The organism is Chroococcidiopsis sp. CCNUC1 (genome assembly GCF_023546805.1).
In the GTDB taxonomy this organism is placed as follows: Bacteria; Cyanobacteriota; Cyanobacteriia; order Cyanobacteriales; family Chroococcidiopsidaceae; genus Chroococcidiopsis; species Chroococcidiopsis thermalis.
Map to the genome: position 1 here is coordinate 6,261,706 of NZ_CP097480.1, position 15,552 is coordinate 6,277,257.

The 15,552-nt window shown below is 43.9% G+C and carries 14 protein-coding genes; 5 read left to right on the forward strand and 9 right to left on the reverse strand.

Translation table 11 applies throughout. The features are described 5' to 3' along the window. Positions 1-122 precede the first annotated feature (122 nt). Positions 123-731 carry a 30S ribosomal protein S4 gene (rpsD, locus tag M5J74_RS28955; RefSeq protein ID WP_015157326.1) on the reverse strand — a complete coding sequence of 203 codons (609 nt, stop codon included), beginning with the start codon at positions 729-731 and terminating at the stop codon, positions 123-125. A gap of 243 nt (positions 732-974) precedes the next feature. On the opposite strand from rpsD, the gene M5J74_RS28960 reads away from it, so the two are divergent. Both M5J74_RS28960 and M5J74_RS28965 read left to right on the forward strand, forming a co-directional pair. Beyond that, positions 975-1,574 (forward strand): hypothetical protein, encoded by a 600-nt coding sequence (locus tag M5J74_RS28960; protein WP_015157327.1) that lies wholly within the window; start codon positions 975-977, stop codon positions 1,572-1,574. Between the two features lie 150 nt (positions 1,575-1,724). Then, positions 1,725-2,546 carry a Cof-type HAD-IIB family hydrolase gene (locus tag M5J74_RS28965; protein WP_250014739.1) on the forward strand — a complete coding sequence of 274 codons (822 nt, stop codon included), beginning with the start codon at positions 1,725-1,727 and terminating at the stop codon, positions 2,544-2,546. 294 nt (positions 2,547-2,840) lie between these two features. Here the strand turns inward: M5J74_RS28965 and M5J74_RS28970 are convergent, their stop codons facing one another. Next, on the reverse strand, positions 2,841-3,782 hold the full coding sequence (locus M5J74_RS28970) for a DALR anticodon-binding domain-containing protein (protein WP_250014741.1): 942 nt from the start codon (positions 3,780-3,782) through the stop codon (positions 2,841-2,843). Positions 3,783-4,353: 571 nt separating this feature from the next. Between M5J74_RS28970 and M5J74_RS28975 the strand changes: the two genes are divergently transcribed. Next, entirely contained in the window at positions 4,354-5,070 is a 717-nt protein-coding gene (locus tag M5J74_RS28975) for a Crp/Fnr family transcriptional regulator (RefSeq protein WP_015157330.1), read from the forward strand. 41 nt (positions 5,071-5,111) lie between these two features. Here the strand turns inward: M5J74_RS28975 and M5J74_RS28980 are convergent, their stop codons facing one another. The 3 genes from M5J74_RS28980 to M5J74_RS28990 form a co-directional block, all read right to left on the reverse strand. Next, entirely contained in the window at positions 5,112-6,179 is a 1,068-nt protein-coding gene (locus M5J74_RS28980) for a PstS family phosphate ABC transporter substrate-binding protein (RefSeq protein ID WP_250014743.1), read from the reverse strand. A gap of 367 nt (positions 6,180-6,546) precedes the next feature. Beyond that, positions 6,547-6,963 carry a hypothetical protein gene (locus M5J74_RS28985; RefSeq protein ID WP_015157332.1) on the reverse strand — a complete coding sequence of 139 codons (417 nt, stop codon included), beginning with the start codon at positions 6,961-6,963 and terminating at the stop codon, positions 6,547-6,549. Positions 6,964-7,249: 286 nt separating this feature from the next. Further along, positions 7,250-8,014, reverse strand: a complete 765-nt coding sequence (locus M5J74_RS28990; protein WP_106168506.1) for an HPP family protein — start codon at positions 8,012-8,014, stop codon at positions 7,250-7,252. 842 nt (positions 8,015-8,856) lie between these two features. Here M5J74_RS28990 and M5J74_RS28995 point away from each other — a divergent pair. After that, positions 8,857-9,819, forward strand: a complete 963-nt coding sequence (locus M5J74_RS28995) for an AEC family transporter (protein WP_106547944.1) — start codon at positions 8,857-8,859, stop codon at positions 9,817-9,819. Between the two features lie 39 nt (positions 9,820-9,858). Here the strand turns inward: M5J74_RS28995 and M5J74_RS29000 are convergent, their stop codons facing one another. The 3 genes from M5J74_RS29000 to M5J74_RS29010 form a co-directional block, all read right to left on the reverse strand. Then, the gene (locus M5J74_RS29000; RefSeq protein ID WP_015157336.1) at positions 9,859-11,301 is read right to left on the reverse strand and encodes an ABC transporter substrate-binding protein; all 1,443 of its coding nucleotides are present in this window, start codon (positions 11,299-11,301) and stop codon (positions 9,859-9,861) included. Positions 11,302-11,732: 431 nt separating this feature from the next. Then, positions 11,733-12,455: an MgtC/SapB family protein gene (locus tag M5J74_RS29005; RefSeq protein ID WP_015157337.1), complete on the reverse strand. Its 723-nt coding sequence runs from the start codon at positions 12,453-12,455 to the stop codon at positions 11,733-11,735. A 30-nt stretch (positions 12,456-12,485) separates the two neighbouring features. Further along, positions 12,486-13,907 carry an ABC transporter substrate-binding protein gene (locus M5J74_RS29010; RefSeq protein WP_106171011.1) on the reverse strand — a complete coding sequence of 474 codons (1,422 nt, stop codon included), beginning with the start codon at positions 13,905-13,907 and terminating at the stop codon, positions 12,486-12,488. 21 nt (positions 13,908-13,928) lie between these two features. On the opposite strand from M5J74_RS29010, the gene M5J74_RS29015 reads away from it, so the two are divergent. After that, positions 13,929-14,165 (forward strand): hypothetical protein, encoded by a 237-nt coding sequence (locus M5J74_RS29015; protein WP_250014745.1) that lies wholly within the window; start codon positions 13,929-13,931, stop codon positions 14,163-14,165. Here M5J74_RS29015 and M5J74_RS29020 read toward each other — a convergent pair. After that, positions 14,145-15,494, reverse strand: a complete 1,350-nt coding sequence (locus M5J74_RS29020) for a serine/threonine-protein kinase (protein WP_127022718.1) — start codon at positions 15,492-15,494, stop codon at positions 14,145-14,147. The genes M5J74_RS29015 and M5J74_RS29020 overlap by 21 nt on opposite strands. Positions 15,495-15,552: the final 58 nt, after the last annotated feature.

Below are 15,552 nucleotides of genomic sequence, written 5' to 3' on the forward strand. Positions count from 1 at the left end.
ACGGGTAAAAATCAACAAGCCCTCCAATTGACGGAATCGGAGGGCTTGATATTAAAAATTACAAAACTTAATCATAGGATCGTCAATGGCGCACCGCAGCCGCACGAGTGCAGCCATCGAAATTAAGCCTGTCTGGAATAGTATTCAACTACCAACAGTTCGTTCACTTGCAGGGCGACCCATTCGCGCTCAATGACGCTGTTAACTTTACCTTCCAGCTTATTCTTATCAAATTCGAGGTGGCTGGGTAGGTTTGCTAAACCAGGATACTGGAGATTATTTTCTACTAACTGCCGCGATTGCGCTTTATTTTTGATCCCAATGACTTCCCCTGGACGACATTGATAGCTAGCGATATTAACTTCACGACCGTTTACCATAACGTGACCGTGATTGACTAGCTGCCGCGCTGCTGGGATTGTGGGAGCCATACCCATGCGAAAAACGGTATTATCCAAACGCATTTCCAACAGTTGCAACAGCACTTGTCCGGTAGAGCCAGTCACTCTTCTTGCCCGCCGCACGTAACGCAGCAACTGCTTTTCAGTCAAGCCGTAGTTAAAGCGGAGCTTTTGCTTTTCTTCCAAACGAATAGCATACTCAGAACGCTTCTTGCGAGCCTGTCCGTGTTGTCCAGGTGGGTAGGAGCGTCTGGCATTTTTCCGAGTCAAACCTGGCAGATCGCCCAGGCGACGAACAACTCTTAGTCTTGGTCCTCGATAGCGGGACATTCAATCTTCCTCTGCTTAATTCTGCGCGAACTATTCCAAAACTATAATTATAAGTCTAAAAGCTTGTGTCTGAAAAGCCCTGGTTAGTGGCTAGTGGCTAGTGGCTAGTCGTAGAATTCTTCATCTAGTCACTAGTCACCAGCCAATAGTCACTGACAACTGGTCGCTGATAACTCATAATTGATAACTGATAACTGATACCCTCAAATTGTAGTTATTTACAAATTTCTTGGTGGGAGTGTTATGGGGAAAACAATGTATTTAGTGGCTGGCTCTTTGGCGATCGCCGGTTGGATCGGTAGCAATTTTCCTGCAACTGGGGCTGAAATTGTCACCGACTCTTTACGCAACGGCTATCGTGCTTGTACGGGGCGAATGCTCAATTCTGGAGTTTCACCGGAAGCAGCAGCAAGAGCCTGTGCGGGAGCGCTTTACCCGAAGGATGTCGCTCGTTGCGTGACGAGAATTGAGGGGCAGACGGAAATTTCTGCCCAAGATGCTTTAGCAACTTGCACCCAAGCCCGCCGACCTGTAGAGTTGTCAAGATGTGTCGTTGGCATTAGCGAAAATAGTCAAGGGCAGCCCGTACCAGGAGTATTAGATTTTTGCGGTCGCAGTTTATTACCAATTCGTTATGCTGAATGTGTCGTTGGATTGCGGCGAGAAATTAATGAGTTAGCTCCTACCCAAGCAATGGAAACTTGTATTAGTGCAGGCGATCGCCCTTTGGATTTTGCACCTAATTTTATTCCCCAAGGTCAATTACAACCACCAGTCACATCTCCGGCTCTGACTACACCTGCAACACCCGAACAAACTGCTCCCGCGCCAGATGCACCTTAGAACGGAATTCGGAATTCGGAATTCGGAATTCGGAATTACTCCTGTACGGGCGGGTTTTGCGGCAAGATTTTTGGTCGTAGCCATGAATTGTTGGCTAAACCCGCCCCTACGGTTTCCTGATAACTGATAACTGATAACTGACTCCCCGTTATGAACCAAGAAATTAAATTACTCGTCCTCGATATTGATGGGACGATCGCGGGTAAGTCAAATCAAATTCATGCCAAAGTTAAAAAAGCGATTCAAGCAGTGCGGGCAAAAGGCATACAAGTGGCTGTAGCAACAGGACGAATGTATCGTTCTGCCCTACGTTTCCATCATGAGATAGGTTCGACTTTGCCTCTACTTGCCTATCAAGGTGCTTGGATTCAAGATCCAGCTACCCAGAAAATGCACCGTCATTGGACTGTTGCCAAGCAAACAGCAATTCAACTGTTAGATTACTTCGAGCAACCTGAATTGCGATCGCTGCTTTCGGTTCATTTCTATATCAACGATTGCCTCTACGTGCGCGAACTGACTTCTGAAACTCGACTTTACTCCGAACGCTCTGGGATTGAAGCGATCGCGGTGGGAGATTTACGCCAAGCTTTAACAACAGAACCAACAAAAGTATTAGCTCTGTGCGACGATACCGAAATCATCGATAACTTACTCAGCAGTCTGCGCCAGCAATATACCCCTGCTGAACTGTACCTGACTAAATCCGTTGCTACCTTCTTTGAAGCAACCAACCCTTCGATTAATAAGGGTGTAGGCGTGCGTTACTTAGCTGAAGAACTCCTGGGAATCACTGCTGCTAACGTGATGGCAATTGGTGACAACTTTAACGATGTAGAGATGCTAGAGTATGCCGGGATCGGTGTAGCGATGGGTAATGCTCCATCTGACGTACAGGCGATCGCTCAGTGGGTAGCGCCTAGTGTCGAGCAAAATGGTGTTGCAATTGCAATTGAAAAATTCTTACTTTAAATCAGTCATTTGTCAGTTGTCAGTTGTCATTGGCAAGCGTTCTACTAACGACGAATGACCAAAAATCAGAAAGGACACCAACGACTGTCCGTGTTTCGTCTTGGTGTCCTGACTGGTTCGCTCCTCACACACCCTTATATTAGAGTAATGTTCTTGATTTGTCACCCCCTTGAACGCTAATTTCTACCTAAAGACAGATAAGATTTGCCTATAGAGCAAGATGCCTTATACAGTGACCAGTGACCAGTGACCAGTGACCGGTGACTAGTGACCAGTTTTATACTGTTCGCTAGTTCAAAGTTCTAAGGGTGCGCAACTATTTAGTACTTCTACTAATAGAATTCTGAATACAGATTGAGCGATCGCTATTAAGCCAAGTCGCCCTTGTGCTAAGTTGAGATTTTGATTTTTGACCTCTCCCCAAATGCGACATTGACTATAAAAAGTTTGAAAAGCTTGACTCAGATTCAGAGCTACTTTCAACCAATTTAAAGACTTGCGAGTAGGATCGGGGCAATAGAGAGCGTCTAATACTCCAATCGATTCGAGGAGTAAATTTAACTCGGATGGGTGGTGCAAACAAATTTTTGCTTCACTCAACCAAGGAATAGGTTGAGGTGATATGACCTGTAGACATGAAGACTTAATGTCAGAGTTTTTTGACTTAATTATAATTATTTTCTCCTCATGAGCCATTTTCAATAGAGAACAACAACGAGCATGAGCGTATTGGATGGGAAATAGGGAATTGGTAATTGGTAATTGGTAATTGGTAATTGGTAATTGGTAGTTGGCAATGTCTCCCTCAGCTCCCTCAGCTCCCTCAGCTCCCTCAGCTCCCTCAGCTCTCTTCTCCCCCCTGCTCCCTAAACAGGGTAGTGTCTCAATCCAGTGTTGCAACCAAGCAGCCAGACTGGGTTGAGGTAATTCTAGGTCGATCCACCCTGGGGGAACAACTTGAAGAATCAAGTTTTGTTGACAATCTTGTTGGGCAATTAGCTGCGATATAGATTGGGCAACTTCTATAGTTGGGGAGTTGACAAGTTTACTTAATTTAAACGCGATCGCGCACCTGTAAACAACCGGGCGCTGTTTAGATAACTGTAAAGGAATATAACTTTTGCGATCTGTTAAGGATGGAGTGTCTAATATATACAAACTTAGCGCTGCTTGTATCTGCTGTAACAGCGCTTGCTTAGGTGTTAACTCAGCTAATGGAGGCGATCGGTGATCCACTTTTAATTTATAGTTAAAATCCCTATCCCTACCTGGGGGATTTACCAAGGTTCCATGCAAACGAATTGCTTAACCCCTATTTTTTGAATGGCTACCTGAGAATACTATGCCCTAGCGAAATTTACTATTACTGGAGCGTTCGTTCATCCGCGATCGTACTGAAAGATCTATGAGTTTTCGCTAAAAAATCTGGTGATTTCAGTAGATTTACGGTACAAAAAAACTCAGTCCTATGTTGTTGACAATATTTTGTCACAATTTTCCCTAGCTCAACTACAATCATTTGTACAACTGTTACTTGCAATTCCCTGGTTTGATTGTTTACACTTATCTGTTGTTTTAAACATGAACTATACGGATAAAAAAACTGAAAAGCAGGAGACTTGATCGAGTAATTGAGTGATTGAGAATACTAGGATTGTGTTGCAAGACAGATAAAACAAATCTATGGCTAAGTTCGCTTAGCTGCGATTGCTATTACTGGTTTGAGGAGTGGAGTTCACCTGCCAACCAATTTGGCAATAGGTGAGCTTCACAGTGACGTTTCGTCTATCGCCAACTGCTGCAAATTATGCATTCCCCATCCGCTTCTCCAGAGTCGCAAAGACCATTTTTAACCTGGCAACGGATTCTTGACTGGGCGCAGGAACACTATCGCGTTCGCTCTTTTAGTAAAGACGAACGCATTCCAGCTCGACCTGGACTGCTCTATCTCGTTCAAAGAGGTGCTGTGCGACTTGTAGGTACAGCTCAAGTTAGCGCAACTAGTCAGCTATCATCTCGGCGCATCAACAGAACACCTGAAGAAGCTTTTTTAGGCTTTGTTGGCGCTGGACAGCCGTTTGAAATTGTTGCCCAATCTCCGTTTACGCTCCAAGCTTATGCCCACGTAGAACCCACTTTAGTCGTGTGGATGTACTGGCATGACTTGGATAACTGGCCCCACTTTCGGCGGGAAGTTCTCGATGCATTTCGCTACCAACATCAGCGCAAGTTACTGTGGCTGAGTGCTTTAGGACAGCGACGGACGATCGATCGTCTCTTGGGATTCTTAACCCTGCTGGTAGAAGAATACGGACAACCAGCGACAAGTGAAGAAGATCCCGAGATTCTGCGCGGATACTCTCTACCGTTTACGCTGACGCACGCCCAAATTGGTAGTGCGATCGGTTCGACGCGAGTTACGGTGACTCGTTTAATGGGTAAGTTACGCCAACGCGGTTTACTTATCGCCCAAGAAGATAATCTCATCTGTTTGCCAGCCGATTCAATCAATCGAGCTAGTTGAATTATAGAGACGCGAAACTTCGCGTCTCTATAATCCTATGCCTAGCGCATTCGCACAAATCCAGCGTTAGCGATCGCCGACTGTCCTTGCTGCGTCAGCAGTAATTTAGCATAAGCTTCTCCTGCTTGCTGTGCTAAATCGTCATCCTGCTTGACGACAACGTACAGGTTACGTGTCAGAGGATATTGTCCGGTTTGAAAAGCATCTGTATTGAGCTGATTGCGCCGCTGAGGACAGTTATTCGCTGTTACTAAAGGTTCTTGGTAGGGAGGAGTAAATTGCCCTGATTGACGACCTAGCGGTAAGGGTCTAATCCTACACTGAGGTACGATTTCTGGAGCCGAGGCGTAGTAAATTCCGCCACGGTTACTAGCTAGCTTTTGTAGAGCTTGAGTTGTCGTACTGACAAATTCAACATTAGCAGCTAATGCTTGACCTGCTAAAACATCCTGTACGAAAAGCTCGACCGTACCACCCTCGCTCATCGGACGAGAATAAGGTTGAATCGGCAGGTTAGGACCACCGAGTTGTTTCCAGTTATTTGCCTTACCCGTGTAAATTGCTTGCAGCTGTGCCAAGGTTAGTCCTGGTATATTTAGGCTGGGGTGAACTGCGATTGCTAAACCATCAATTGCTACCGGAATTTCTTTTAAATTAAATCCTCTTTGCTGAGCGCGAGATACCTCTCGATCTTGTAAGGGTCGAGACGACTGAGCAAAGGTAAGCCTACCTTCAATCAGCATCCGAATACCATTACTGGTTCCTGGGGAAGCATTTGTCGGTTCTACAAATCGTAACTGAAATTCTGGATAAGCTGCCCTAATTTGCGGATCGATCGCTTGTCGAATTGCTGCCCAAGAAGTACTACCACCATAGCTGAATAACCCTTTAGGAATGCCTGAAACACCGCTAAAACTTGAGCCAGTCAATTCTGGATCTGAAGTTATATCGGATGTGTTGGGGGTGGAAATAGATCTTGGCTGAGGATCGCTGAGTTCGACACTAGTGCTAGAATTTCTCGTCAGCCACCAAAAACCACCAGCTAAACCCCCAGCTACGATCAATAGAGTCAGAACGAGAACAGCTGTTTCATTTTTTTGCGACGACATAACAGAATGATAAGTGCTGTAATAAGTGCAACATATACTTGCTTGCGTACAGATTATCCCCGCAGCAAAGCAGTGTTGCATCCCTGTGAGATCGCCTCTAATTCAAGCGATCGTCCTATGATGAAATCAAAGTACTTAAGTTAAGTGTTTTGCTCTCAGTAATCCTATGAATTAAACTCTTATGTCTGTTTTATCATAACCTAACCTTAATCTTGTCAGGACGATTAACTATATATATTTAGCGGCTTTTGGCACAAATAGTATACACACAACTACATAAAGTCACGATCGTTGGTCATGAGAATAGGGGTAAGGGTAAGAATTTCTTACTTACGACTTACGAATTACAAATTACGACTTATTTAACCTAGTGATTAGAGTGTCTGAAAAGATCGTCGCAGTAAAATAACCAAGCTATACCCAAAATAGCTGTAGTTACGCTAGCAATTATCCCCGCTATAACCCAGCCGAATGCTCCTACTAATATAATTAATCTTCCTAGTAAAGCTAAAACTGCTTTCGCCGTAATGAATGCAGTAACGGCAGAAATTATACTAATCAGTCCTAATTCTAAAAGTATAGATTTAGTATCCTTGGTTGCTAGTTCCTCATCAAAGTATATATCCCAGACAACAGTACACATAGCAACATCAGCAACCGTCAAAAATATTTGCTTGAATAATTCTAAATTTATTGCAGGAGTTACTGTGACTATCCCCGCAGCAAAAATTGTAGCTAAAATTACTATAACGGCTCGTTTTCTTTTTAGATAGATCTGACTCATAATTAATTTCCTGAATCACAAGCTTTTTAATAAAGAAGAGTCAGAAGTGGATATAGCAATTCTAAATGAATCGTGAAATCGATTGTTCCTGTAGAGACGTTCCATGTAACGTCTCTACACACATGGAACGTCTCTACAGGGAAAACGTTCACAAATCAATTTGGATTGCTATATTAGTTTTTATACCAACAAAATCAACATTTTACATCAGAAAAGTTTTTGATTTCGTAGCATTAATTGCAGCTTTTTCACAATTAATTTTCTAACTTCTGCCTCCTTCTACAGATTACAACCAGTGTTTTGGATAAGTTCTACCTGGCATGAGATTGTTAAAAACAAAAGTACAAAAGACTAAAACAATTGAACCTGCTAATACTGGCGTGAATAGAAAACTCCATTCAGCACGGCTCATCACTCCTACTAAAGCAACTGCTCCTCCTGGTGGATGGAGAGTTTTTGTCAGTTGCATGACTTTGATTGCTGTAGCAACAGCTAAAGCCATTACCCAAGGTTCTGAGCCGAATAAATGTACCATAATTAAGCTGACTAATCCGCCGAGAAAATTGCCTACAATACAGTTGCGTGGCTGTGCTAGAGGACTATCGGGTGCAGCAAATAATAAAACGGCAGCCGCTCCGAAAGGAGCTGCGATTAGAGGATAATGCGTACTAACGCTGATGTAAGCTAGCGCGGCAATGCCAATAAAACTACCTATGTAAGAAAAAACAATTTGCTTTAAAGGAAAGCGGGGTTGATATTTAGAGCTGCCGTGAATTTTAGCCAAGAAGTTTTTGAGTCGAGCCGATTTAAATCGAAAGCTCCATGTAGACTGGGAACGATTTTTTCTCAAAGCAGCTAGTTCAGCTGTGAGTTGCTCTAGTTGTTGCTGCTGAATGATTAATTGCTGTTGCTGTTGTTCTAGTTGCTGTTGATACTGCTGGAATTGTTGTTGTTTGCTTGTCAACTCAAAGGTAGACATAGCTTTGGTAAGTTTTGTCATAGAGCTAGTATTTGTATTTGGTTTCGCCGCAGTTTTACTAATGTCTTTCATACTTCGATCGCTAAATAATGAATTGCAAAAACTTAGATTAATTCTGTGATATTGCGATCTCACTACTATAAATTGTGTTAACTGATACGGAATATTATTGCTCATGAAAGAAGCGCATTTTGAAATTGCTCTAACCGCATACAATCAACGAAAAAGTACTATTTTATACTTGCAACTTAGAGCAAACTACGCTCGCAATAACGCTAGAACTATCAAATAAATTAAATGGATAAATTAATTTTTTCAAAAAATATTGACAGCGATCGCTAGCTACTAGAGCAATCCTATTTGATTCATGAACGTGGAGCAGGCTAGAAGCCTACTTTACAAATCATTTAGAACTGCTATAGCTCGCTCAAATATTTATCGCTGTATAACTATATTTAATTATTGTAGTTAAAATCTGACAAGACATTTCAGAATCGATCGAAGTGTTCTTTGTTTATTCGATGGTATTCAAATTTTTTATTTCAAGAGAGTTAATCTTGTATTTTAATTTTATTCATCAAAATTTTAATTGCTCTTAGTGTTATGGAATAGCTTTGAGATTTATCGTATTTTTACTGTAACTTTGGTTGCAGCATTTTTGCTGCACGGTTGAGTAAAATCTGAAGATTAGCTTTTTAGCTTCTGTGCCTCTGCATGGAAATGCTAGTAAAGCTATAGATTGTGACTTGATACAGAGGCAAATTTGTTTGTTGGGTTAGTTTTAATTGTTACGTAATGAGAGCTTAATTTGTTACGCAATAGTAGCGAAACTAAACCAAGCGATCGCGATTTAACTTGAAAATGTGGTTGTTGAATTGCTAATTCATGGGTGCTGTTGAGATAGAACGAAACTGATGATAGAAATTACAGCAAGCGTTTTTTGTACGAGTCTGGGTGCATTCTTATTCAGAAGAGAAATAATTCCTCGTTCCTTTCCCAATTTGCTAGGTCGCCTTCTTTACTGGCTGGGTGTACCTTTGCAAATTTTAGTACTGACGCGCAAGTCAAATTTATCGCAATCGATTTGGTTGCCCCCAATCTTGACAATTGCAATATTGCTGTTGGGTTTGGGCTTAGCTTATGTCAGTTTACAGCTACTCAAACAACTGACTCAGTACCGCTCGGTTTCATGGGTAAAACAATTGTCCGATAGTTTTTATCCTAGCGATCGCGCTGAACAAGGTAGTTTTGTCCTCGCTTCAATTTTGGGAAACACCGGCTTCATCGGGTTAGCGATCGTTCCAGCTTTTGTCAGTCAAGACTATTTAGTTTGGGTAGTGTTGTATGGCGTAACGCACAATCTAATTGGTAGTTACGGACTGGGAGTATTTTTAGCAAGTTATTTTGGGCAAACCACAGCAAATAATAAATGGAAAGCTGCATGGCGAGACATTTTGCGCGTTCCTGCTTTATGGGCGTTTGCGCTGGGTTACTATAGTAAACCTTGGCAAATTGTCAGTTTCATCGATCCCTTACTTCAAGCAATAGTCTATTTAGTCGTACCTGGAGCTTTTTTGTTGATTGGGATGCAATTATCACGGCTTCAAGGAATTGAAAATCTACGAGGGGCGATCGTTCCCAGTACGATCAAGACATTTGTTCTGCCCATTTTGGCAGGAATGGTAATAACATGCTTGGGATTTCCCCACGAAGCACGCTTGGCTTTAGTCTTGATGTCTGGAATGCCAAGTGCTTTCGCCAATGCGATTTTAGCAGAAGAGTACAACCTCAATCGTCCGCTAGCTGCCAGTACGATTGTTCTCAGTACGGTTTTGCTACCACTGGTACTTCCCCTATGGTTGTATTTATTTAGATAATAGAGACTCTGCGTGGAACTTCTCTGCGTCGTCTCTCGATCAACGAAGGCTCGTGTCAACCGAACTAGGTAGGGGAGTAAAATCGTAACCAGTGCCGGAGTATCTACCAGGCTGAACTCTGACTAGAGTTCCTGATTCTTGGCGATCGCCTGACGGTAAAAACTTGACTATCCCAGTTGCCCCTTTAAACATAAAACCAGTATTAGATAAAGCTTTCTGTAGCTGTTCGCGATTCGTACTCGCTTTTAAACCCGTGAAAACAGCAATTGTTGCATCGTAAGTCAATGCAGTTCGCCAATTACCAGCCCCACCCCAAAACCGCTTAGCATTGGCAATGAAAGAACTATTGGGGAAAGCAGAAGGATGCCAAGGTACAGAAAGCACCATAGTATTAACATCAGCTTGTCCTTGCTGCAACGTGTCGTACGTATACATTGTGTGGCTGCCGAACAAAGTCAATCGACTGCGATTTGCTTGCGCTACTTCCACTGCACGACCCATTCTATTTACATCTGGTGCTAGCAGCAAAGCTTCTGCTCCATCGCTGACTGCTTGAGAGGGAATTTCGCTAGGGTTAAAATTAGTAGCAGCAAAATCGCAGGGGGTACTGGTGATATAACCGCCATTTTCAAACACGCTAGAAGTGAACTCCTCTTGAAACGAGCGACTTGCTTCTGCCTGAGAATCCGCACAGATCGCAATTCTGGTTTTGCGTGCTGTTTTCACGACGTAGCTAGCCAAAGCATCGGCGATCGCTCTTGAATTTGGCGTAGTCCGAAAGATAAATCTCCCAACTCCACTTAAGTTACGCGCTACGCTCGTGGGCGAGATCATCACCAAACCGCTTTTTTGATAGATGGGAGCAGCGGCGATGGATGCATCACTAGAGTTATGTCCTACTACTGCGAGAATATCTGGATCGTTGGCAAATTCAGCCGCGATTTGTTTGGCAACAATGGGGTTATTATCGTCGTTGGCAACTTGCACTTGAACCAGCTTGCCGCCAATCCCGCCACCGTGATTAATTTCGTATTGTGCCTGTGCCACGCCCCGCAGCATCTCTCTGGCAACGTTTAAGTTACCTCCTACAGGAACGCTAACACCGATCTTAACTGTATTGCTAATTGCAGCTGCCGAAGCATTATTTAAATAAATCCACGTTTCGGGATCGTTGCGCTTCACCTGCAAAGCCGCATTAAATTTGGTGACTGCCGTGGAAAAATCTCCTGCGGCAAAAGCTTGTACCCCTGCTTGTTTGTCTGGATTATTGTCGGCAGTAAATAAAACTTTATTACCTAAACTAATTCGTTTTTGCAAAGCTGGGTTGCGGTTGGGGGGATTGAGCAATCCATTGAGAGATGGTTGAGTTGCTTGTTGCCCTCCTCTACCACTGCGATAACTCAACCAAAAAATTAGCGGACCGATCAAGCAGAGGGCGATGAGATAGAGAACCAGGACAGTGTTTTTTTTGCTTTGCAACATAAAGTTTGGAACGGGAGTTAAGTCAAGTATTGTTAGACATTTCTAGATAACTTTCCCAGCCTCATATTTTCTGTATCGCCATGACTTGGTACAACCCAGATGTCGAAGAATCTATAAGGATCTAAATCATATTCTTTTTAGCAACAGCACTTTGGGCGATCGCAATAATAGTACGAGATGAATACCCACAAACAAAGCTACAGCTTGAAAGTTGGTTTTTTTAACATATAAATAAATAATATTTGATTTGACCCATAACCAAACAAAATAGAGCCACAACTACTTGCGTACCAACCGTAATTTTACGGAAAAAATATAATGCAGCTGATTTTAACCGTGAAATTACTTACGCAAATTTACTGAGTCTAAGCCTATACGTATAAGAGATTTACTTAACTATAGCAGTAAAGAGTTTGGCGATCGCGCTCCGCTCAATCTGTATCTTCTGTAACTACTTCCCACTTAATTGCAGTCACTTTTATTTGCGATCGCAACTGCATGACAATCTCTTCCATCAACAGATCGTTGCGACCATTGGAAGTATATTCTGCCTTGATTTCTACTGAAGAGAAGTTATCGAGATCTTTACTGTTAATATTTTTACTAGACAATTCATTCAATATCATTTGTCCTGGTGTGGTTTGTGCCAGTAGCACAGCCCTCACAGCTACTTCGTCTTCAGTTAAACAAATGAGGCGACAGCAATAGCGAGTTTCTGCTTTTGTGTGCGTAATCAATTGCTCGTCTAACTGCTGAAACCACTGTACCATCGGGCGCAAAAGTAGATTTGCTCCTACCACTGCTAAAGTGCCAAAATAAGCTTGAAATAGCAATCCCGCCCCGACCAAACTACCCACGGCAGCAGCACACCAGAGGGTAGCTGCGGTATTGAGTCCGCGCACGCTGGTTCCTTCCCGCAAAATTACACCGCCACCCAAAAAGCCAATGCCAGAGACAACTTGGGCTGCTATACGTGTAGGACTGGCATCGCCGGGAATCATTGCCGAGAGCATGACGAACATAGCAGCACCAAGAGACACCAACACATTTGTTTTCAGTACCGAGCGAGTTCGCCGCCATTGTCTTTCGCTGCCAATTGCCGCACCGAGAATGAATGCCAGTAGCAGGCGAATTGCAAAATCTACCCAAGTCATTGTTTTTTTCGTTTGGTTGCACCCAAATTGCTATTGTCGCACTGGTACGAAATCATAGCCAGTACTTGTATTGACTTGACGCACGACTTGTACTAGCTGCACTGGTGCGTTACTATCGCCAGAGGGAAGAAACTGCACTGGATTAGCTGCGCCAGGAGTGGAAAAATCATTACTAGTCAGAGTTTGTTGAATCCCTTCACGAGTAGGAGACTTCTGCATTGCCGCAGTCAAAGCCTTGGTTGCATTGTAGGCAAGAGCAGTACGCCAGTTGACCTCAGCTCCCCAAAACTGTCGTGACTGACGCACGAACTGAGATTTCGGATCGGTATCAATATCCCACGGAATAGCAACTACCATATTCACAGCCGCGTCTCCTGCGACCTCTAGCGTGGTTGAGTTGTAAATGGCATCACCACCTAGAAGTTGCAATCGTCTGCGGTTGACTTGCACGACCTGTAGGGCTTTATCGATAATGCTAGTACTAGACCCAGTATTAGGTGCTAACATCAGGACTTTTGCCCCTTGCTTGATGGCTTGGTTAATGCTGTTAGCTGGGCTAAAACTAGGGTCTGATAAGTCAAACTCAGATGTGACTTTTCCACCTCCGAGTAGAACCGCTGTGACAAACTCAGATTTTAAGGATTGGCTGTAAGCACTTTGGGGATTGAAAAAAACAGCAGCATTCTTTTGCTGTAAATTGGTCAGCATATAATTTGCCAAAGCTCTTGCAGCAATATAATCGCTGGGAACGGTACGAAAAATGTAGGGACTGATGCCGGAAAGTTTAACAGAAGTACTGACAGGAGAGATCGCGACTAACTTTCCCTCATCATATATAGGTGCAACGGCAAGGGTGACTTGACTTGCCCAGTGACCGATAACTGCCAAAATTTCAGAAGTGTTGACCAAAGTTGAAGCAACTTGTTGAGCTTGGTCTTCTTGATTGTTGTCGTTGACGATCGCCACTTTCAAGGGAACACCATTAATATTCCCCGTTTGATTTGTTTCGGTCTGTGCCTGCGCAACGCCACGTAGAACTTCCAAACTTCCATTAGGACTAGTACCAGTGGGAACGACAACAGCAATTGCGTAGCTTTTGCGATCGCCTATCTTGGCATTGTTAAGGAAAATTAGGGTTTCGGGATCGTTGCGATTTTGTGTTAATGCTACTTGCAATTTCTCGGTTGCAACACTCCAATTTCGAGCCGCGATCGCCTCTATTCCTTCCTGTTTTGCTGGTAATATCTTCCCTGAAAATAACGTTTTCTCACCAAAACTAATTGGTTTTCCAGTTGCAGAAGTACCATCTGTAGGAGTCGAGTTAGATTGATTTCCAATACCGACAAACGATTTGCCAAAAAAATTACTGAATAGTAAAGCTCCTCCCCCTACTAATCCGAGCGTAATTAGTAGCGATAGTAGCAGAAGCACTGTTTCATTTTTACGCGACATATTAGAACTAGGGAGTAGGGAGTGGGGAGTAGGGGAAGACAAGGGGGACAAGGGAGACAAGGGAGAGGGGGGAGACAAGGGGACAAGGGAGAGAAGAGAGCAGAGGGGCAGGGGAGCAGAGGAGCAGAGGGGCAACTACCACTAACTACCAACTACCAACTACCAACTACCAACTACCCATTACCCATTACCCATTACCAACTACCAATTCCCTACACTCTACCCCCTACTTCCTCGTTAAAGAATTCGATCGAGTAGTTGATAAATTATTTTAAATAAAGCTGTGAGGGCAACTGCAATTAGTCCGCCACCGATCGCCAGAACCAAAATGCTAGAAACGCTGAGATTGGCGTGCAGGGCAGGAATAAAAACCACAACTACCAAGGAAATTACTGAAATAATTAATAAATCTACTTTTTCGATCCAGCGACGAGATAAGGCAAAAACTAGACCGCTCAAAATCACAGCGGCGATTGCCCAACCAAGAGCGGGAGAGGGAAAAAGGCTGGAAAGCGCGATCGCCAGCAAAGCACCTTCAAAACCGCTAAAAGCCGCTCCCGTTAAAACCTCCCACAGAGCAAAACTAGGTCGCCTGGTTATTGGTGGGGGAGTAGATGGTATAGGGGTGGGGCGATCGAGCTGGTGCAGAGCGGTAAGGACTTCGGCAGCTGACTGATAGCGCTGCTGGGGTTGAGCTGATAGCATCTTGGTCAGAATGCTGGCAAGCTCACTGCTAACTTCAACATGCATTCGCCAATGCCATTGATTGCGACCGGCATCATATAAATCTGTAGGTTTTTTGCCAGTGAGTAGGTTGACTGCGGTTACAGCCAAGGCATACAAGTCCGTAGAAGGGTAAACTTCCCCGCCTGAGACTTGTTCGGGAGGGGCAAAACCCATAGAATAAATTCCGGTCGAAGCAGATTGCGCTCCTCCTGCTTGGCTCGTCACTTGTTTGACCGCACCAAAATCGAGTAAGTAAAGCTTACCGTGGCGATCGCGGATGATATTAGAAGGTTTGATATCCCGATGAATCGCTTTTTGTTCGTGAACGAACTGTAAAACGGGTAAAATGGCGTAGAGCAGTTGCAAGACCTGCGATTCGGAGAACCGACCTTGAGATTCTAGTTCTGCTTCTAGAGTTTCACCGTCGATAAACTCTTGAACGAGATAAAAAAAACGTTCCTGTTTATTGGGTTGCCAACTCGGGACGCTCAATTCAAAAAAAGCCAACAAATCGGGGATTTGGTCGTGGCGATCGCCGAGTTGTTCTAAGGCGACTGCTTCCCGTTCAAATAGGGTTTGGGCAGTCATCAGCTGAGTCGCGCTCAAGTCACCAGAAGGCTTGAATTGCTTCACGACACACTGACGCATCCCAGGCGTGTAGCGATCGCGTGCCAAAAAAGCCGCACCAAATCCCCCTTGTCCTAGTAGTTTTACCGGTAGATAGCGCCCCTGTAAAATTAGCGGCATACCGCAACAGGTGCAATACTTTTGTTCTGTTGTTTTGAGAATGGCGCTGTTATCGAGATCGGTAAAATGATTGAGCGGACGGGGACAGCCTAAACGAGTGCAGAAAACTTCCATGAACGGCAAAGGCTAGGGGCTAGAAAGATAAGTGGCTGGTGGCTAGTGACTGGTGACT

Coding starts and splice junctions, on each gene's coding strand:
- rpsD (WP_015157326.1), bottom strand. CDS start 731: ATGTCCCGCTATCGAGGACCAAGACTAAGAGTTGTTCGTCGCCTGGGC.
- M5J74_RS28960 (WP_015157327.1), top strand. CDS start 975: ATGGGGAAAACAATGTATTTAGTGGCTGGCTCTTTGGCGATCGCCGGT.
- M5J74_RS28965 (WP_250014739.1), top strand. CDS start 1,725: ATGAACCAAGAAATTAAATTACTCGTCCTCGATATTGATGGGACGATC.
- M5J74_RS28975 (WP_015157330.1), top strand. CDS start 4,354: ATGCATTCCCCATCCGCTTCTCCAGAGTCGCAAAGACCATTTTTAACC.
- M5J74_RS28980 (WP_250014743.1), bottom strand. CDS start 6,179: ATGTCGTCGCAAAAAAATGAAACAGCTGTTCTCGTTCTGACTCTATTG.
- M5J74_RS28985 (WP_015157332.1), bottom strand. CDS start 6,963: ATGAGTCAGATCTATCTAAAAAGAAAACGAGCCGTTATAGTAATTTTA.
- M5J74_RS28990 (WP_106168506.1), bottom strand. CDS start 8,014: ATGAAAGACATTAGTAAAACTGCGGCGAAACCAAATACAAATACTAGC.
- M5J74_RS28995 (WP_106547944.1), top strand. CDS start 8,857: ATGATAGAAATTACAGCAAGCGTTTTTTGTACGAGTCTGGGTGCATTC.
- M5J74_RS29000 (WP_015157336.1), bottom strand. CDS start 11,301: ATGTTGCAAAGCAAAAAAAACACTGTCCTGGTTCTCTATCTCATCGCC.
- M5J74_RS29005 (WP_015157337.1), bottom strand. CDS start 12,455: ATGACTTGGGTAGATTTTGCAATTCGCCTGCTACTGGCATTCATTCTC.
- M5J74_RS29010 (WP_106171011.1), bottom strand. CDS start 13,907: ATGTCGCGTAAAAATGAAACAGTGCTTCTGCTACTATCGCTACTAATT.
- M5J74_RS29020 (WP_127022718.1), bottom strand. CDS start 15,494: ATGGAAGTTTTCTGCACTCGTTTAGGCTGTCCCCGTCCGCTCAATCAT.